The organism is Candidatus Methanomethylophilus sp. 1R26, from assembly GCF_001481295.1.
Lineage (GTDB): Archaea > Thermoplasmatota > Thermoplasmata > Methanomassiliicoccales > Methanomethylophilaceae > Methanomethylophilus.
Genome location: NZ_LOPS01000004.1, coordinates 1 through 16,693, shown reverse-complemented (window position 1 = coordinate 16,693; position 16,693 = coordinate 1). Strand labels below are relative to the sequence as shown.

Annotated in this window: 19 protein-coding genes, 2 tRNA genes and 1 pseudogene; 13 read left to right on the top strand and 9 right to left on the bottom strand. The window is 57.2% G+C overall.

Annotation, left to right across the window (positions count from 1 at the left end; translation table 11 throughout):
• The first annotated feature begins 30 nt into the window (after window positions 1–30).
• On the top strand, window positions 31–624 hold the full coding sequence (locus AUQ37_RS12775) for a DNA cytosine methyltransferase (protein ID WP_394325614.1): 594 nt from the start codon (window positions 31–33) through the stop codon (window positions 622–624).
• Window positions 593–1,081, top strand: coding sequence for a DNA cytosine methyltransferase (locus AUQ37_RS12770; RefSeq protein WP_201013604.1), 489 nt, complete (start codon window positions 593–595; stop codon window positions 1,079–1,081). The genes AUQ37_RS12775 and AUQ37_RS12770 overlap by 32 nt, the downstream gene beginning before the upstream one ends.
• Here AUQ37_RS12770 and AUQ37_RS00975 read toward each other — a convergent pair.
• Window positions 1,014–1,481 (bottom strand): very short patch repair endonuclease, encoded by a 468-nt coding sequence (locus AUQ37_RS00975; protein ID WP_201013603.1) that lies wholly within the window; start codon window positions 1,479–1,481, stop codon window positions 1,014–1,016. The genes AUQ37_RS12770 and AUQ37_RS00975 overlap by 68 nt on opposite strands.
• A gap of 54 nt (window positions 1,482–1,535) precedes the next feature.
• On the opposite strand from AUQ37_RS00975, the gene AUQ37_RS00970 reads away from it, so the two are divergent.
• The gene (locus AUQ37_RS00970; protein ID WP_058747041.1) at window positions 1,536–2,930 is read left to right on the top strand and encodes a Sau3AI family type II restriction endonuclease; all 1,395 of its coding nucleotides are present in this window, start codon (window positions 1,536–1,538) and stop codon (window positions 2,928–2,930) included.
• Here the strand turns inward: AUQ37_RS00970 and AUQ37_RS00965 are convergent.
• From AUQ37_RS00965 to AUQ37_RS09820, 5 genes are read right to left on the bottom strand one after another with little or no spacing between them, the layout of a single operon-like run.
• Entirely contained in the window at window positions 2,927–4,471 is a 1,545-nt protein-coding gene (locus AUQ37_RS00965; RefSeq protein ID WP_058747040.1) for an SNF2-related protein, read from the bottom strand. The genes AUQ37_RS00970 and AUQ37_RS00965 overlap by 4 nt on opposite strands.
• Window positions 4,462–5,454 carry a hypothetical protein gene (locus AUQ37_RS00960; RefSeq protein WP_058747039.1) on the bottom strand — a complete coding sequence of 331 codons (993 nt, stop codon included), beginning with the start codon at window positions 5,452–5,454 and terminating at the stop codon, window positions 4,462–4,464. Before AUQ37_RS00960 ends, AUQ37_RS00965 begins: the two co-directional genes overlap by 10 nt.
• A complete protein-coding gene (locus AUQ37_RS00955) occupies window positions 5,444–6,670 on the bottom strand; it encodes a hypothetical protein (protein ID WP_058747038.1) in 1,227 nt (408 codons plus the stop codon). The genes AUQ37_RS00960 and AUQ37_RS00955 overlap by 11 nt, the downstream gene beginning before the upstream one ends.
• Window positions 6,657–8,450, bottom strand: a complete 1,794-nt coding sequence (locus tag AUQ37_RS00950; RefSeq protein ID WP_058747037.1) for a hypothetical protein — start codon at window positions 8,448–8,450, stop codon at window positions 6,657–6,659. Before AUQ37_RS00950 ends, AUQ37_RS00955 begins: the two co-directional genes overlap by 14 nt.
• On the bottom strand, window positions 8,426–8,866 hold the full coding sequence (locus AUQ37_RS09820; protein ID WP_157844230.1) for a hypothetical protein: 441 nt from the start codon (window positions 8,864–8,866) through the stop codon (window positions 8,426–8,428). The genes AUQ37_RS00950 and AUQ37_RS09820 overlap by 25 nt, the downstream gene beginning before the upstream one ends.
• Window positions 8,867–9,086: 220 nt before the next feature.
• Between AUQ37_RS09820 and AUQ37_RS00945 the strand changes: the two genes are divergently transcribed.
• The 8 genes from AUQ37_RS00945 (at window position 9,087) to AUQ37_RS00915 (ending at window position 12,233) form a co-directional block, all read left to right on the top strand.
• Window positions 9,087–9,527 (top strand): hypothetical protein, encoded by a 441-nt coding sequence (locus AUQ37_RS00945; RefSeq protein WP_058747036.1) that lies wholly within the window; start codon window positions 9,087–9,089, stop codon window positions 9,525–9,527.
• 97 nt (window positions 9,528–9,624) lie between these two features.
• Complete coding sequence (locus AUQ37_RS00940) at window positions 9,625–10,416, top strand: hypothetical protein (RefSeq protein ID WP_058747035.1); 792 nt, start codon at window positions 9,625–9,627, stop codon at window positions 10,414–10,416.
• On the top strand, window positions 10,413–10,616 hold the full coding sequence (locus tag AUQ37_RS10430) for a hypothetical protein (RefSeq protein ID WP_058747034.1): 204 nt from the start codon (window positions 10,413–10,415) through the stop codon (window positions 10,614–10,616). Before AUQ37_RS00940 ends, AUQ37_RS10430 begins: the two co-directional genes overlap by 4 nt.
• A gap of 47 nt (window positions 10,617–10,663) precedes the next feature.
• Complete coding sequence (locus AUQ37_RS10425) at window positions 10,664–10,816, top strand: hypothetical protein (protein WP_201013602.1); 153 nt, start codon at window positions 10,664–10,666, stop codon at window positions 10,814–10,816.
• Window positions 10,786–11,163, top strand: a complete 378-nt coding sequence (locus tag AUQ37_RS10420) for a TraB/GumN family protein (protein ID WP_058747033.1) — start codon at window positions 10,786–10,788, stop codon at window positions 11,161–11,163. Before AUQ37_RS10425 ends, AUQ37_RS10420 begins: the two co-directional genes overlap by 31 nt.
• An 85-nt stretch (window positions 11,164–11,248) precedes the next feature.
• Window positions 11,249–11,830, top strand: coding sequence for an FAD-dependent thymidylate synthase (gene thyX, locus AUQ37_RS00925; RefSeq protein WP_235584771.1), 582 nt, complete (start codon window positions 11,249–11,251; stop codon window positions 11,828–11,830).
• A gap of 83 nt (window positions 11,831–11,913) precedes the next feature.
• Complete coding sequence (locus AUQ37_RS00920) at window positions 11,914–12,105, top strand: 30S ribosomal protein S17e (RefSeq protein ID WP_058747068.1); 192 nt, start codon at window positions 11,914–11,916, stop codon at window positions 12,103–12,105.
• A 51-nt stretch (window positions 12,106–12,156) separates the two neighbouring features.
• A tRNA-Arg gene (locus AUQ37_RS00915) sits at window positions 12,157–12,233 on the top strand.
• Between the two features lie 143 nt (window positions 12,234–12,376).
• Here the strand turns inward: AUQ37_RS00915 and rqcH are convergent.
• Window positions 12,377–14,467 carry a ribosome rescue protein RqcH gene (rqcH, locus tag AUQ37_RS00910; RefSeq protein ID WP_201013600.1) on the bottom strand — a complete coding sequence of 697 codons (2,091 nt, stop codon included), beginning with the start codon at window positions 14,465–14,467 and terminating at the stop codon, window positions 12,377–12,379.
• Between the two features lie 87 nt (window positions 14,468–14,554).
• Between rqcH and AUQ37_RS00905 the strand changes: the two genes are divergently transcribed.
• Window positions 14,555–14,629, top strand: a tRNA-Thr gene (locus AUQ37_RS00905).
• 226 nt (window positions 14,630–14,855) lie between these two features.
• Window positions 14,856–15,236, top strand: coding sequence for a hypothetical protein (locus tag AUQ37_RS00900; protein WP_058747032.1), 381 nt, complete (start codon window positions 14,856–14,858; stop codon window positions 15,234–15,236).
• Between the two features lie 76 nt (window positions 15,237–15,312).
• Here the strand turns inward: AUQ37_RS00900 and AUQ37_RS00895 are convergent, their stop codons facing one another.
• Together AUQ37_RS00895 and AUQ37_RS13310 are read right to left on the bottom strand one after the other, a co-directional pair.
• Complete coding sequence (locus AUQ37_RS00895; RefSeq protein WP_058747031.1) at window positions 15,313–16,503, bottom strand: DUF1015 family protein; 1,191 nt, start codon at window positions 16,501–16,503, stop codon at window positions 15,313–15,315.
• Window positions 16,504–16,519: 16 nt separating this feature from the next.
• Window positions 16,520–16,693 (bottom strand): annotated as a pseudogene (locus AUQ37_RS13310) (hydrogenase expression/formation protein HypE); the annotation flags it as partial.

Sequence of the window (16,693 nt, the reverse complement as noted above, 5' to 3'; positions counted from 1 at the left end):
AGGCACTGGGTCTGTCAATGTAACGTCGACATCAACGAGGTCCAGGACCAGGTCCCCGAGCACGACCTTCTGGTCGGCGGGTTCCCCTGTCAGGATTATTCCGTGGCGTCCACCAGGGCCCGCGGTATCGAGGGGAAGAAGGGAGTCCTATGGTGGAACATCGATCATATCGTCGGGGCCCTCCGCCCCAAGTACCTGCTATTGGAGAACGTGGACCGCCTTCTGCGCTCCCCTGTCAACCAGCGGGGGCGCGATTTCGCGATAATCCTCAGGTGCCTGGCCGACAAGGACTATTATGTGGAGTGGCGTGTGATCAATGCCGCCGATTACGGATTCCAGCAGCGTAGGAGGAGGACGTTCATCTTCGGCTGCAGAAAAGACCATGCGTTCGCTCAGGATCGGTTGAACGAGGACCTGGAGAAAATACTCACCAAGACCGGTTTCTTCGCGACCAAATTCCCGATGGAGAAGAAGGTCCCTGAGAATTCCACGGAGGTCTACTCGGTCTCCTGCGAGAAGTACGGGGATCTCACTGATATATCGGACAACTTCAGCGGGCACTTCTATCACGCGGGCGTGATGCGGCCACGATGTGTACACAAGGGACTATGTGCCGATGTATGAGGAGTGCCGCTTGCCGCTCGGGAAACTCCTGGATTCGGGCGTTTCGGATAAGTACTACATCGCCGAGGACGATCTCCAGAAATGGGAATACATGAAAGGTGCCAAAAAGATTGACCGGAAGCATTCCAACGGAAAACACTACCTGTACACGGAAGGCGCGATACCCTATCCGGACATACTCGGCCGCGCGGCTAGGACGATGCTGACCTCGGAGGGAACGAAGAACCGTTCCAGCCATGTAGTCCTCGATGAGAAGACCCAGAGGTACAGGATGATAACCCCTGAGGAAGCAGAGAAGATCAACGGCTTCCCGGCCGGATGGACCGATACCGGGATGACCGACCGCCAGCGTTATTTCTGCATGGGGAATGCGCTCGTGGTCCCGCTCATCACCAGGATGGGGGAGAGGATCCTGGAGATCGATGGCCGGAAAAAGCGGCGGAAATCCTCTTCCTGACCAGGTCCGGCTCCTTCTTCACCTCGCATCCCCATATCACGACGACGGTCCATCCATCGGCCTGCAGCGCTTCGAGCGTCTCGCGGTCATGGCGGACATTGTAGTCGAACTTCTTCGTCCAGTAATCGCGGTTGTGCTCCGGCATGGGGAGATTGCACTTGGGGCATCTGTGCCAGAAGCATCCGTTCACAAGGATGGCTATCTTCCTTCCCGGGTAAGCGATGTCCGGGTGGCCGGGGGCCTTCCATTGCAGGCGGTATCCCGGATATCCCATTTCCCGGAGCATCTTCCGGACCTCGATCTCCGGTCCCGTGTCCTTCCTGCGGTTGCCCTGCATGGATTTCACGGTGTTCTCATCGAGCGGGACAGGAGAGCGTTTGTCCCTAATGGACGGCCTCATACGTTTCAGCATCGGACAAGCAGTATTTACGTTGGAATACGATATTATTATGCTATGCCCAAGCCCAGCAGACGCGTCGATTATGACTACAGGGATTCGGAATCCATCCTCAGGTACGCTGAGAAGCTGATTCGCCACACTCTGAGGGAGGCGGTTCCCGGGATAGAGGATTCCAAGCACGGGAAGGGCGGTCTGGGTCAGTTGGTCGAGACGGAGTATTTCGGGATCGACAGCAACAACGAACCTGTGCCGGATTTCGAAGAGGCGAGGCTGGAGCTGAAGACGACTCCGATGAAGAGGATATCGAAAAAGGGCCTGGTAGCGAAAGAGAGGCTGGTCCTCAACCTGATTAACTACAAGACGCTCCTGGACAGCGGTTTCGAGGGTTCCTTCATGGAGAAGGATTCGAGGATGCTCCTGATGTTCTACCTTTATGAAAAAGGGAAGAACCGTCTGGATTACACGTTCCTCAAATGCAAGATAATCGAGTTCACCGACAGCGACCTGAGGATCATGCACGAGGACTGGAACAAGATCTCGGACATGGTCAGGAACGGCAGGGCCGAGGATATCTCCTGTGGCATGACCATGTACCTCGAGGCCGCGCCGAAGGGGCAGGGGCACGGAAAAGACCTTACAGAGCAGCCCTTCTCTCCAGTGAAGGCACAGCGCAGGGCATTCGCGCTGAAGGCGTCGTTCGTGACGTTCTTGTTCAATCACTGGGGGGAGACGCGGTTGGAAGATTCGCTGGGCGATTGGAGCAGGGAACGCACATTCGAGCAGGAGGTCATCGCGAGGTTCGAGGGATTCTACGAGATGACCGTGGATGAGATTTCCGAGCTCCTCGATATCGACGGGTCCGAGGGCAAATCGCGGTATGCTTTCCTAGTGAGAAGGATGCTCAAGGTCACCGGGGACAGCATCGACGAGCTGACCAAAGCGGGGGTCATTGTGAAGACCGTCCGTCTGAAGAAGGACGGGGTCCCTAAGGAGAGCATGTCCTTCAGGGCGTTTAAGTACACCGACGTGGCGTCGCAGGAGTGGGAGGAATCGGACTTCTACGAGGATCTAACGAAGAGGTTCCTGTTCATCGTGTTCCAGGAGACCGATGCAGGACTGGTGTTCAAAAAGGCCCTGTTCTGGAATATGCCGAAGGAGGACCTGGAGGAGGCGGAAAGGGTTTGGAAAGAGGCAAAGGAGAGGATCATCGCCGGGGATTATAGGCATCTTCCCAAGACAGATGACAGCCCTATCGTCCATGTAAGGCCCCACGGTCAGAACAAGGAAGATACCTTCCCCACACCCCAGGGCGGGGAGGAAACGAAGAAGTGCTTCTGGCTCAGGAACACTTACATCGCGAAGGTCATCAGCGGGCAGAACAAGATCCGCCGAGGCAGTCGAAATCCGCCCGAAACTTATTCGAACTTGGCGCTGTCGAATCCGATCTAGAGCAGGAGGTCCTCTATCTCCTCACGGCCGTCGGTGAACTGTTCCAAATCATCGTTCTCGATGGCATCGAGCATGACCTTCTCCTTGTGGTTGAGGCGGTCATGTATGGCCTCATCCAAAGACACCATCTTGTCCCCGTCCTCGAACAGCGTCTCCAGGAAATGATATTGGGTGTACTGCCCCGGGGCAAGGCCGAGCCTGTGTATGCGGTCCTTAGACTGGAGCATGTGGACCAGATTGTAACTGTATTCGAAGTACACGGCATCATGGCAGACCTCGTGGAGGGATACGGACTCGGCCAGGGTCTGCGGGTTGGTTACCATCACCCGATATCTGCCGGATTTGAATCCGTCGATGGCCACCTGCCGGTCCTGGGTATCGCCGTAGATGGTGCAGACCGATATCCCATCATTCTCCAACCGATGTGCCAGAGTGCGGATGGACCGTATGAATATGCACCATACTATAACGCTCTTGCCGGATGCGGCAAGCGATTCTACAAGATCGATGCAACCCTTCGTCTTGGATGTCAGGACGTCCTCGGCATCTCCCATGGCCTTCATACTCTTAATCCTGGGCATCTCTCCGTCATCGGAGAATGACAAGGCTTCGATTCCCTCGAGGGAGCTCTCCCCTAGCATCACAGGGTTGGACTCCAGCTGGAGGATGCGGATCATCAGCACCAGCGGGTTCATCTTGGCTTCATGGAGCCTCCTGAACAGGTCGTTCTCCTCTTCAGAAGCCGCGAAGCTCAGCACGTTATCCATCCTCGGCGGAGGAACGTTGAGCCTGTTCTTGGTGGTGCGGCAGTAGAACGGCTGCAGTTTCTTATTGAACTCCGTCGCATCTGGCCCTTTCAGTTCGGACAGTTCTTTGGGACCGAGCACGAAATAGTCATCGTAATCGTCCCCGTAGAGAATGTGCAGGAAATTGTAGACGTCCGAATAATTATTGGGTATTGGGGTACCAGTCATGACGATGGTGTACTTCGAGTTCTTCGCGATGGGTGCCACCCCCTCAGCGCGTTTCCCGCCGATGGCCTTGATGCGGTGCACTTCGTCGAAGACCAGCATCGTCCTGCCGTCGATGCGTTCCCGGAGGGCCTCGGTCAGGTCCTGGTTGTGCTCGAATGCCTCATAGTTCATCAGAATCAGATTATTCCTGCCGAGATTGAATCTGACATTGTATTGGATGGTTCCTCCCATGCTCTTCAGTTCCGTGCTCGTCACGGGTTCGAGCGGGATATTATCCCCGAAAACCCTTCTGAACTCCGATATCCAGGAATCGAAGGAGTTCAGAGGGCCTATCACAATCAGCTTGTCAACGCTCGCTCTGTTGTGGAGGAAAGCGAACATTCCCAGCGCTGTGGCGGTCTTGCCCGATCCGGGCACCGAGAAGTTGGCGCTCTTCCTCAGCATGTATGCGAAATAGGAATCCCAGAGCTGTTCATCGCGGAGGCCGTTCACTGTGGTCTTCGTGACTTCTCTCTTGAATATCTCGAAGCCCTCCCTCTGTTCAGGCTCTCTCCTTTTTATCGACATCCCAAGAAGTGCCAGGCGATCCATGGAAGTGTGTTCCGACAGGATCTCATGAACGCGTTGCTCTTGTAGACCTCGAGTCCTTCCTTCTCCGCTTCCCTTTTGATCCTGGCTATCAGGTTCCTGACGGAACGGACAGGCAGATTGGGCTTCATCAGAAGGGCCCTGTCTTCGACGCGGTCGACGAGGCTTGTTATCGCCAGTCTGAACCTGAACCTGCCGGGGTTTTCGACGGATTCTGGCAATACCAGGCGGATTTTTCCGTCGGATACGTCGAGGTAGAAGGAATCCTTCAGATATTCTTCTGTATTCCTGAACAGCCTTCCCCGGTTGACCGATTTCAGGTACGTGTCGAATGATTCCGGCGGGTTGGATACCATCACATGCTTATTGGTGCCGTTCCACAGCGAATCGAACTCTTCTCTCTCGCCGGAGATTTTCCTGCGGTCGAACTCACCGGACAGCCATGATGCGGTGACCTCGAACTTCTCATAATTGCTGTCGAAGGACATTTTGGTCTCATTGTTGGAACCGTTGAAGCAGAGGCAGTTGCCTTCCGAGTCCTCTGCATATCCCGATTTCTCATGGAACAGACCGTTGCGGCACAGGGCGAACTTAACCTCGACAAGGCCGCACCCCATGAGGTATGCCAGATTCGACAGCTTTATGGTATCGTCCAGGCTGAGCTCCTGGCGCATCTTTTCCTTCACCAGACCGTCCAGATATTGGCTCCGGCGGTACCCGTCCCTGATCGCATCGAACGTCTCCTCTGATACTTCCTGGGACATCAGCAGGCGGAAGCGCCCGTTGTTTCTGCCGAGATAATAAAGACCGGTGCAGTATTTCGCGAGTGCATTCAGGGTGAAGTAGCAGGATATCCTGTCGAAGCGGGTGCAGTTGCTCATCACCGGGATGTAGAACTGTTCTGCCACATCATCTTCCAGCGAGATGTACTGCGGCTTGAGTTCTATGGATTTAAGTGTCAAGTTTGCTCCTTATATCGGCGATCCTGTTCTCGAGTTTTTCCAGGACGTCCTTGAGGTCATTCCGATCGACGTCATCCATCTCGGATATGGATTCCAGGCGGATTGTATTGAGTTCCATCAGGGCATCGTTGGAAATCTTCAGCGGGGCTTTCTTGAGCTTCTTCGAATCCATGGCTTTTTTCTGCATCCTGACGGGCGTCACAAGTTTGTCCTTGATGTCATCGCGTGTCCTGATGCCGTCCGACAGATCTGAGTAACTCTCTATCGGCTTCTCGCTAAGCGCCCGCTCGGTCTCTTCGACCGCTTCCTGGGTGTCCTCGAGGTATTTTTCAAGGTCCCCCCTCTCGACAATCTCCTTTATGTCCCTCATGAACAGGTTGAGCCTCGAGTCGGCGCCGACGGCGATGCTGGCGAATATGCGCATTTTCACATCGTCCACCAGGTCGGGGTTCCTCCTCCTCACTTTCTCGAGGATGGCCGGAATCTCGGCCAGTGTTCCCTGTAGGTCCATGTCCTTGGCGATGTAGTATTTGCCCGGAGTGCACTGGTATTCAAGGTATTCGTTCATAAGGTCGGCCTGGGCTAGATCCTTCTTCACATCGGATACGGAATAGTCATCGAATAAGGCCGCGTATTCTTCTATTGTGAATGCTTTCTTCACGCGGATGGAGTTGTACACTCCGTACAGTTTGTCAATGGGATCGTACTTGACCTTCTCATCCACACCCATCTGGAGCTCGAGCTCGAGCGATTTGACGTACTTGTAGTTGTCTTTGTAGTCGTAGTCGAGTACTATCGTCTCGAAGAACTGTTCCTGGTTCCTCTCCCTCTGTATCCTCCGAAGGCAGCTGAAACGCCTGTTGCCGTCGACCACCCGGCCGTCCCTGAGAGTGACGCCAGGATTGTCCTGCCCGCGGGTTGAGATGCTTTTCTGCGTCCTGATGATGGCATCTTCCTTGGATTTGACTATGATGTCCTCCAATATCTGGTTGTATTTCTCGCGGTCCTCTCTGAACAGTCTGTCGATGTCGCATTCGTTATTCTCTGTATAGCGGACAATCTCGGTCGATATGCGATCGTTCTCCTTGTTGTAGTAAAGATATTTCAGAGGAACCTGGTAGACAGGAAGTGTCTTCTGTTTCTTGGCTATCACCACGGTTTTGGTCTTATCGGTCTGTATCACGCCAGGTTTCTTCAGGATGTTATCGTCGGTCATTTCTTATCGCCTCTCTATAAATCTCGCTGTCCAAGTATGCAGTATCCGTTTCTTCCGAATATATGCAGGTTGAAAGTTTAGTTGAAAACTTTGCCTGTGTCCTGATAACGCCCAAACTTGCTTTTATCCCGTATTCATCATCTAATATGGCCTGTATCTCGCTCATAGTGGCCTTTCCGTTGTTGTTGTAGATTATGTAACGTATGAATTCCGGAGCGGTTGATCCGAACTCCGTAGCGTTGGAAGGAATGAAGTAGAAACGTTGTTTGGCCAGTGTTTGATGGTTCGCTCTCGCGGCGATGAGCATCGAATCGTAGAATTCGATGGCATAATCGTCGTCATCTATCTCGGGGATGCCGGTTTTCGTATTCTTTAGGGAATACGCGGTCATGAACCGATGCCTGCACAGTTCCGCTACCTTGTCCCTGAATCTGGCCAGCACCTTGGCGAACCCAGACCATTTCGGAGAATCCAGATTTATGTATCTGTATCTGGAAACAGGAATCCAGTGGAGGTATTTTTCAATATTTTCGATTTCGAGCCTGAACGCACTGCTGGCCATCTTCAGTCTGAACTTACGGTCATCCACGTATATCTCGTCCCCGATGAACTCGCATTTCAGGATGCATTCGCTGAACGAAGAGTATTTGACCCTGTAAAATACGTCTTGCACGTTTGTGAAACCGAGCTTGTGCATGTTCATCTCAGTGAACTTATCTTCAAGATCGTGCAGATCTCTGAATATGGATCTTGCATTGTCCTTGGAAATCCACTCGTACTCTGACAGTCTGGATTCTATGCTTCCGTATTCTTCCGGCGTCAGTTCATTGCAGTTATCGAACCTGCTGATATCTATGGACTTGATGATGGGCCCGATCAGCTCAGTTGGACCTCCGCAGCGGCGGACGTACAGCCTCATGAGGCGTTTCGAATCATATGTCTTGGTATCCTCGACAAAATGTTCGATTGCTTCCTTCAGGGAACAATCGGCAAGAATGCGCCCATTATCGACATGGAATCTGGTGTATTTGAACAAGAAATCCTCAAATTCCTCCCGGTTTCCGATGCTGAGCGATAGGAGGTCCTTGCCGCATTTCCCGTATATCTTCTCCACAGATGCTCCGTACTTCATCTCCTTGATATCTTTCAGAACGGAGCATGCTGATGTGATGTTGTCATGTGAGAGGAACTTTACTGTGCTTTTTGTCTCCAGGAAATCATCGAAGAAAGGCGCCCACTCTTCGAATGCAGGACGAGGAATCCTGAACCTTTCGCACATGCTGCCGAGAATCCATTTGACCTGGGTCTTCTTGATGGGCACATTGTCGAACAATGCGAGGAGGGCCGAGACGAAGCAATTGGCCATTCCTTCATGGGCCTTCATGTATTCTTCAAGGTATGATATGGCGCGACTGCTGAGGTCGATGTTCTCTTCCGAATTGGGGAATAGATGCACTTTCAATGCTGTGCCCGGTACCAGCGGGAATATACGTTCCGAGGCATCGCCGAATCCCGGATCGAAATTCACCAAGAACAGCCTGTAGTATGCCGGAGACCGATTGCACAGGAAGATCATGACATTGGACGGCACATTGCAATCATCGAAAAATCCTGCATCCAATGGATCTTTCGAGAACATTTTGCTGAATTCTTCTATGATGTCCAATGCACTAGATCCGTATTCGTCGACGATATCGTCAAGTCCCCGGTTCTCGATGAAGAACTTTTCCAAAATGGTTTTCTGGGTCCCTTTCCTCATGGACGTGATGGTCTTCTCCACCACATATGCAGGGCTGTAGAATTCCTTGCGGGAAAGAATGCCATGGGTTTCAGAATCGATTGCCTTGATGTGTTCGAGGCGTTCTGTGCATTTCTCTTTATGCTGGCCGTCGACTTCCGGACGGCGTTCGGCCCTATGAATGTCGGTCTCGGCCCTGCAACAAACCCATAGAACCCGTTGGAAATAGATGAGTCTGATATCAGGGCTTTAAGAGCCTCATTAAACATCGTAAACTTGTCTTCGGGGAAGTTGGATTTCAGTTTGAAGAGATTGGCTTGATTATTATTCGCCACGAAATCATAGATGTTGAGGCACAAAGATTTGAAATCTGAATATTCGGAGGGGGCGATATCAAGCGAGGATGGGTCGATCAGATTCCTTGTCCCCCTGTTTGCGGTGGCATGTGCTTCCTGCATTTTGCTCGGTCTGTACATAAGTCGTGAAGAATGCGGGTGTCCCGGTCATCGAATCGATGTGGCCATCGCCATCCATCATGTATGATTCCGGGAACATTAGCCATATGATAACATAGTTATTGAAATATAATTCCACTGGCGATTTCACTGGCTATCGGGGGATTGCTCTGCTACGGCCTCTCCGAATCGGATATAAACCGTCGGCCCATCTTCTCATCATATGTCCGACGACGTCCGCATCGACTACGAGAACGGCTACTACATCGGCGAGGTCTCCCCCTCCGGCGATGAGGAGGGCCTCGGCATGTTCCGCTGGTCCAACGGGAACTCATACGTAGGGCGCTGGCACAGCGGCATGAAGCACGGCCGCGGGACCTTCCGCGTCCCCGGTAAGTGGGTCTACGAGGGCGACTTCGACTCGGACGGCATGACCGGCCGCGGCCGCATGCGCTGGGAGGACGGCACCGAGTATGTGGGCGACTTCCACCAGGGATCCATGCAGGGCAGCGGGATCCTGAGGTGGCCGGACGGCCGCGTCTACGAAGGAGGCTTCGTCTCCGGGATGATGGAGGGGATGGGGGTCCTCCGTTCCGGCGACGGCAGGGTCATCTACAGCGGGGAGTGGATACAGAACTGCCCGGTGACGCAGACCCAGGGATGACGTCCCCCGATCCCCTGTCAGCCGCCTGCCGCTGTCGCAAATGCCCCGCCCCTATCTGGCATCCTATTTATCCACGGATGCCATCGGGAAAAACGATATGGCGAAAATGGCACACATCGAATACCCCGACGGCGTCTACGACGGCACGGTCCTCGACACCGCGGACATACCCGACGGACAGGGTTCGTATGTCTGGAAGGACGGAAGGAAATATTCAGGCGGCTTCAGGCTCGGCCGCCTCGAGGGCATGGGGACCTTCGCGTTCCCCGACGGCTCCTCCTATCAGGGCACCTTCGTGAACGGGAGGTACGAAGGGCAGGGATTCCTCAGCCTCGCTGACGGCACCAAGTACTCCGGAGGCTTTCTCGGAGGGCGCTACGACGGCCAGGGCAGCATCACCTACGCGGACGGCACCTCCTACCAAGGCGGCTTCGGGAACGGGCGCTACGACGGCCGCGGGGTCCTCAGGAAGGCGGACGGCTCCGTCTTCTCCGGGGAGTTCTCCTGCGGGAAGCCCTACGTGGTCCCCGAGCCGGTCGTGAAGGAGAAGATCGTGTACGTCGAGAAGAAGGAGCCCAAGAAGAAGGCCGCTGGCTTCTCCGGCGTGCAGAAGACCCCCGACAACGGCACCTACCGCGGCCCGATCGTCCGCGGGAAGGCCACCGGCGAGGGGACGATCTCCTGGCCGGACGGCTCCGTCTACACCGGCGACGTCATCGACGGCATGGCGAACGGCCTCGGTTCCCTGGTGGACAAGGACGGGAACGTCTTCGAGGGCGTCTTCGTCGAGGGGAAGCAGCAGGGGCCCGGCAGCGCCGAGTACTCCGACGGCCGCCCGAGTTACCGCGGCAGGTTCGTCGACGGCGAGCCCGAAAAGAGCAGGAAATGAGCCTCACGGTCATCGGCACCGGCCACGTCTTCAACATCGGGGACTCGGTCATGTTCCTGGTGAAGCATTCCTGGCCGGACGCGGTGTGCGTGGAGCTCGACGAGATGCGCTACCACGCCCTTACCGGGGACAAGGAGGCCCTCCGCCGGGACCTGGAGGCCCGCGGGATCGATCCGACGCGGACAGGGAGGAGCGCCTGAAGAAGGCCCCTCCGATCTACCGCAGCTCCGCGAAGTACCAGGAGCGCATGTCCGCCGAGAACGGGGTCTCCGCCGGCGCCGACATGGCGGCGGCGATAGCCGCCGGCAGGGAGGCCGGCGCGGAGATCGTCTGCGCCGACGTCGACGCCCAGGAGGCCATGATGCGCATGTGGCGGGAGATGCGGCCGCGGAGAAGATGAGGTACCGGCTCTCCGGCATCGGCGACCGGGTCTTCGGGAAGAAGAAGGTCGAGAAGACCCAGGAGGAGTATTCCAAGGACCAGGCCGCCTACATCGAGGGGATGCGCAGGAAGTACCCCACCCTGGTCCGCGTGCTCATAGACGAGAGGAACGCGCACATGGCAGAGGTCATAAAGAGGACAGCCGATACCCATGAGCGTACTGTCGCCGTGGTCGGCGACGGCCACGTGGACGGCCTTGTGAGGCTGATCGGCGGGGACATCAGGACGGTCAGGCTGGCCGACCTGACGGACCCGCAGAGGCTGGCCGCCGTGAAATCGAGTTTCTGGGAAGGGAACGGGGAATGATAGTCAAATTGCTCGCATACACGCCGGACGCGGACAGGATCTGCGCGCGGCCGCCAGGTCATGCTATTCTGAGAAGCCCGCCTCCGTGCTGGAGGGCGAGGTGCAGCCGGAGAAGACGCTGAAGCACGTCGTCTCCATGGGCCACGATTCGGTGATCGAGCATGCGGTCTTCACCTTCTCCGTCGAAGGCGTGTCCCGCTCGCTCACCCACCAGCTGGTCAGGCACAGGATCGCCACCTTCTCGCAGCAGTCGCAGAGGTACGTCTCCCTCCGCGACCCGACCTACGTGGTCCCGGAGACCGTGCAGGCGGACCCGGAGGCGCTGAAGGCCTTCAGGGAGGCCATGGACGCCGCCTGGAGCGCCTACGCCAAGCTGGAGGACCTCGGGATCCCGGCGGAGGACGCCCGCTACGTGCTGCCCAACGCCTGCACCACCAACATCACCGTCACCATGAACGCCAGGGAGCTGAGGCACTTCTTCTCCCTGAGGTGCTGCAACCGCGCCCAGTGGGAGATCAGGGAGATGGCGGACCAGATGCTGGCGCTCTGCAAGCAGGTCTCGCCGATCATCTTCACGAACGCCGGCCCCGGCTGCATACAGCCCACCGGGTGCCCCGAGGGGAAGAAATCCTGCGGGCACCCCAGGACGGAGCTGAAGGACAGCTGACCGCGGCCCGATATCAGTACTGAAAACGTCCCGTAAAGGTTTAAATACAGAACTTCCATGGGACGCTTCGCTCGGTGAAAGATATGGGAAGAATCAGACCCACCTACATCAAGAGAGTATCCATCGAACTTGTCAACAAGTACCCTCAGGCCTTCGGCAAGGACTTCGACGCGAACAAGGAAATGGTCGCGACCCTGACCGACGTCCAGTCCGTCCCCATGAGGAACAAGATCGCCGGATACATCACCCGCTACATGTCTCACCCCGAGGCATGAAGGCAAAACCGCTTACCTTCGAACAAGGAACATCCGCACACACATTTCCACGGGCATATGGGGTAGCTTGGATATCCTAGGGGCTTGCGGAGCCCTAGACTTGGGTTCGAATCCCAATATGCCCGCCATCTTTCTCAAAGCGACATCCTCGAATGTCGGAGTTATGCAGGCTGCGGATGATTTGCATCGCTTGCCTGAGCACTGTAAGTTAATCAAGAAAGTGTTCGAGACTGAAAATCCCGATTATTCCAGGTACTTCTTCGGGATGCAGTCATAAGGCCTGTCCCGGCGACCTTCCCCGGCATGGGGATGCCGGGGGTCTCCGGGATCCGATCGCCGATACCGGAAGCTCCGGAACCGATGACTCAGATCCCGGGTTTTCACTCGGCGCTGCCGCCGTCACCGGGGTCTGCGGCCTCTCCGCTGTCCCCTTCCTCAGGGGATTCCTTGGGCCAGACCTTCCCGGCGATCTCGACGCTCCCGGGCGGGAGGATCCTCGAGACCTCCTCCTCGGGGACTTCGAGCGCTTGGCGATCTCCCCGGCCATGCGGTGGTCCTTCGTCTTCGAGGGGCGGATGATGAAATACTTCTCGGAGGACTTCTCCATGACCGGAGTCGGTGCGCACATGACCTTCCTCTCGCCCTGATAGAAGATCTCCCCCACCCCCATCTCCAGCGGCAGGTGGTATTCGTAGTTCCTCTTCCCGCGGATGATGAACGCGCCCCTGGGCACGAACTCTCCCGCGTTAGGGGTCTTGCTGACCTGGTCCGGATATACCCAGAAGGCTGCTCCTTCGGGCGATCCCGCGGTCCAGGCCTTCGACTGCGCCAGTGCGAACCAGCAGGCCTCCTTGAGCTCCTCCTCGGACGCCTTCAGGCCGTCCTTGACGATGACGGACGGCGCTCCGTGGATGTCGGCATGGGCGTAGACGTCTTCCTCCTTCATGTGCTTCTTGACGACCTGGTCGTTGGAGCGGGTGTCCCTGCCCGCGACGGCCAGCCTGCCGCCCGATGTTATGAACCACTTGAACGAATCGAACCAGAACTGCTTGCTGGGCCTCGCCCTCTCCGCCTGGGCCCTGATCCTGCGGTCGAATCCCTTCTGCAGCTTGGCCAGCTCCGCCTCGGAGTCCTCCAGGGCCTTCTGGGCGGAATCCGCCTTGGCAGACTGCTCCTTCCCCTTGGCATAGATGGCCGAGGCGTTGCCGTCGATGCCCTTGGTGTAATCAAGCTCGGGCTCCAGCATCCCGATCTTCACGGCGACCGTGTTCTTGGACGGGTCGATCCATGCGACCCAGGGGATCTTCAGGGCGCCTTCCGTGAGCCTGTCCCAGGACAGTTTCGCGGACTGCTCGGAGAGCACGTTCAGGAGCTCGTCCACCTTCTGGTATTCGGTATAGAGGGAATCGGCCTCGGCCTTGAGCCTCTCGGCCTCCACCCGGTAGGCGTCCACCGTCTCCTTCTGCTTGGCTATCCTCTTCTTGAGCCTCTCGATCTCTGGATCGGTGGCCTCCTCCGTCTCCTCCTCGGAGTTCTGGGCCATCAGCATCCCGATGGCCTCGGAGATGCTGGAGACCGGGACCTTCTCGCAGCCGTCGTAGATGCGGAGGTCGATAGGCGCGAGGTCGACGATCTTCCCGTTCTCCTTGAAGACCGTGGGGCTGGGGGAGGTCTTGACGGAATTCGCGATGTCCTCCATGGCCGCGTACATCTTGGCGATGTCGGCGTCCGGGACGTCGGAGGCCTTCGCCTTCTTGTCCACGCCGGCCCTCTTCACGACCTCCTCGGCGTACTGCCCTCCGAGGTTGGCGACGGTGGCAAGGGTCCTCACGGTGTCCGCGTCCGACGAGCGGAACGTCTCGGCGAAGGATTCGGGCGCGGACTCCAGCGGGTTGAACCTCTCCCTCGGCATGGCATATTCCTCGCCGGGGCGGGTGACCCTGTCCCTGAAGGTCCTCTGGGTCAGGCAGTTCGCGATCTTCCCGTCCTGGAGCAGGAGGACGTTCCCGCCGCCGAACATCTCGAAGACCAGCCGGTACTCGCCGTCGGACTTGAAGAGCTCGGTCTCAGCGATCCTGTCGAATCCGATCTGCCGGGTCTTCCCGATCCTGGCGTTCGTGATGTACTTCCTCAGGAAGGTGGCGAACGATGTCGGCACGGTCGGTGTGTCGGGCCTGTCGGGCGAGATGAACAGCCACTTCTTGTCCTTGAAGAAAAGGTCCTTCTTCCCGTCCTTGGTGTTGATGCGGAAGAGGACGTTCCCCGCGCCCCACTGGAAGATCTTGTCCATGTGGGCGCCCTCCAGCGCGGCCATCTCGCCGACGACCGAGCGGACATCGAACGAGCTCATCTCCTTCTTCATGGCCACACCCTATGCCTAGGGGGATATTTAGGACAGCGTCCCGAACAAGCATTAAATAGGAAAGGGGGATAAGGCAGAAGTGCAGAGGCCGCTGTGGCTAAGGGGTATAGCGACGCCTTGGTAAGGCGTAGGCCGAGGGTTCAATTCCCTCCAGCGGCTCCACTTTTAATTATTACATCTCTCGGAAGCACTGGCTATCGCCCGTTTCCGCCCTGTCCGTTCCGTCATCCGCGCATCATATGACCCAGTCTCCTGGGGAGACTCTTTTATCCGTCGGCATTTTGCGATGCGCACGCATCTTCCGCCCTGAATATAGACCATACAATCATCAACGATTGACTAAAATATTTGATAATGAGTTATGACAATCATGGTTCAAAGACCATTGATGATAACCATCGTCTCGGTCCTGACGATGATCAGCGCCCTGATCGTGATGGCGATGGGCGCTCTTCTTGTCGCCGGGGCGGACTCGATAACCGACGCCATACTGGACCAGGCGGACATATCCCGCGATGATGCGGAAGGCGCCCTGGAAATCGCCGGGGCGATCGCCGTCGTCGTAGGGCTGATCATCCTGGGGATCGCTGTCGGCCTTTACAAGGGGATCACGGTGTTCTGGTACATCGGCGTCATCATCTACCTGCTCTGCATCGTCGGCTCCCTCGTCACCATCTCATCGGGGATCAGCGTTGTCGAGCTGGTGATCTGCATCGTGGTGCTCTACTATCTGTTCCGCCCCAACGTCAAGGAGTTCTTCAAGGTCTGAAGGCGGAAGGAAAAGAAGGGGCCCTGTCCGGCAGGGCCCCGGAACTGTTTGTGTTTCCCGAGGGGGTCCCTTCCCCTCATTTCATCCTGTAGAAGACCCAGCCGGACCAGATCTTGGGATAGAAGAAGGTGGTCTTCTTGGGCATCCTCTTGCCCCGGCCCGCGAGGTCCCAGATAGTCTGGAGCTTCGGCGGGTTCAGGACGACGGCGGCATCGTGCTCCTTGGCCGCCATCGACTTCTCCACGGAATCGATGTCGGCATCGTAGGAGATCTTGGACTTCCCCTCGTCGCTCTTGTAGATGCCGTAGAGGATCTTCTGCTGCGCCGCATAGGTGTCGAGCGCCATCATGGGGTCCTCCTCGGAGATGTTGTCCAGCAGGAGGCACTTCCCGGAGCGGAAGATCATGCCGAAGAGGTGCTGCGGGAGCTTCTCCTTCAGGTCGGAGACCGAGGATGCCTCCTCCGTCCTCATGGCCTTGGAGATCTTCTTGACGGCCGTGGTCTCGCCGATGTCCCCGGCGTCGATCAGCCGGTGGGTGGGGCGGATGACCAGCCCGCCGTCGTCCTGGGACACCATGGTGCAGAGGACGTACTGCTTGGCCTCGTCGCCGGGGTTCTCCTTGGCGTAGTTGAGAGCGGTCTCGTAGCGGTGATGGCCGTCGGCGATCAGCATCTTCTGGGTCTTCAGCTTCTCCTTCACCTCGCCGATGACTTCGGGGTCGGAGATCTGCGAGTAGCGGTGCTCCACGCCGTCCGGGTCGACGTATCTGTAGCGGAGCCTGGCGGCGGCATCGACCTTCCGGTCCAGGTCCTTCCCGAGCCCCTCGTATATGCCGAAGATGCTCTCGAGGTGGGCCTCGGTGTCGCGCAGGAGGTTCAGCCTGTCCGCCTTCACCTTGGAGAAGGTCTCCTCATGGGGGATGATGTTCCCCTTGGAGTAGTCCTCGGTCCTGAGGATGCCGACGAGCCCCCTGCGGGTGGTCTTCACGCCGTTCTCGTCCCAGGTCTGGTCGTAGAGGTAGTAGGAGGGGCCGTCCTGCCGGAGCGCGCCCTCGGCGATGAACGACTCGAGCCTCTGCGCCGAACCGCGGTAGCGGCCGTCGGCGTCCGGCTCCAGGGTGAGGTTGGTGACGTTGTGCTTCTTCGACTGGAGCGCCTTCAGCTGCTCCGGGCCGATGACGTCGTACGGCGGCGAGACGAAGTCGGCGATGGAATCGCCGGCGCCGATATTGGGCCTGTAGCCTTCGAAAGGCAGGAAATCGACCATTTCTTCATGCCTCCTTTCAGCAGATCCTCGGGACGGGGTCCCCGGACGGAGGCTCGAGGATCCTCCTGCCGCCGACCTCGGTGTTCAGCACGACCCTGCTCTTGCCCTCCGCCGCCTTCCCGATGATGGCGGCGTCCTTTCCTTCAGGGGTGGCCCTGATGGCCTTCAGGACCTCCTCTGCCATCTCGGG

What these genes read in the sequence shown, in the direction of transcription:
- AUQ37_RS09820 (WP_157844230.1), bottom strand. Translation starts at nt 8,866, where the DNA reads ATGCAGGAAGCACATGCCACCGCAAACAGGGGGACAAGGAATCTGATC.
- AUQ37_RS00945 (WP_058747036.1), top strand. Translation starts at nt 9,087, where the DNA reads ATGTCCGACGACGTCCGCATCGACTACGAGAACGGCTACTACATCGGC.
- AUQ37_RS00900 (WP_058747032.1), top strand. Translation starts at nt 14,856, where the DNA reads ATGATAACCATCGTCTCGGTCCTGACGATGATCAGCGCCCTGATCGTG.
- AUQ37_RS00955 (WP_058747038.1), bottom strand. Translation starts at nt 6,670, where the DNA reads ATGACCGACGATAACATCCTGAAGAAACCTGGCGTGATACAGACCGAT.
- AUQ37_RS00920 (WP_058747068.1), top strand. Translation starts at nt 11,914, where the DNA reads ATGGGAAGAATCAGACCCACCTACATCAAGAGAGTATCCATCGAACTT.
- AUQ37_RS00895 (WP_058747031.1), bottom strand. Translation starts at nt 16,503, where the DNA reads ATGGTCGATTTCCTGCCTTTCGAAGGCTACAGGCCCAATATCGGCGCC.
- AUQ37_RS00965 (WP_058747040.1), bottom strand. Translation starts at nt 4,471, where the DNA reads ATGTCGATAAAAAGGAGAGAGCCTGAACAGAGGGAGGGCTTCGAGATA.
- AUQ37_RS10430 (WP_058747034.1), top strand. Translation starts at nt 10,413, where the DNA reads ATGAGCCTCACGGTCATCGGCACCGGCCACGTCTTCAACATCGGGGAC.
- rqcH (WP_201013600.1), bottom strand. Translation starts at nt 14,467, where the DNA reads ATGAAGAAGGAGATGAGCTCGTTCGATGTCCGCTCGGTCGTCGGCGAG.
- AUQ37_RS00970 (WP_058747041.1), top strand. Translation starts at nt 1,536, where the DNA reads ATGCCCAAGCCCAGCAGACGCGTCGATTATGACTACAGGGATTCGGAA.
- AUQ37_RS00975 (WP_201013603.1), bottom strand. Translation starts at nt 1,481, where the DNA reads ATGAGGCCGTCCATTAGGGACAAACGCTCTCCTGTCCCGCTCGATGAG.
- AUQ37_RS10425 (WP_201013602.1), top strand. Translation starts at nt 10,664, where the DNA reads ATGTCCGCCGAGAACGGGGTCTCCGCCGGCGCCGACATGGCGGCGGCG.
- AUQ37_RS00940 (WP_058747035.1), top strand. Translation starts at nt 9,625, where the DNA reads ATGGCGAAAATGGCACACATCGAATACCCCGACGGCGTCTACGACGGC.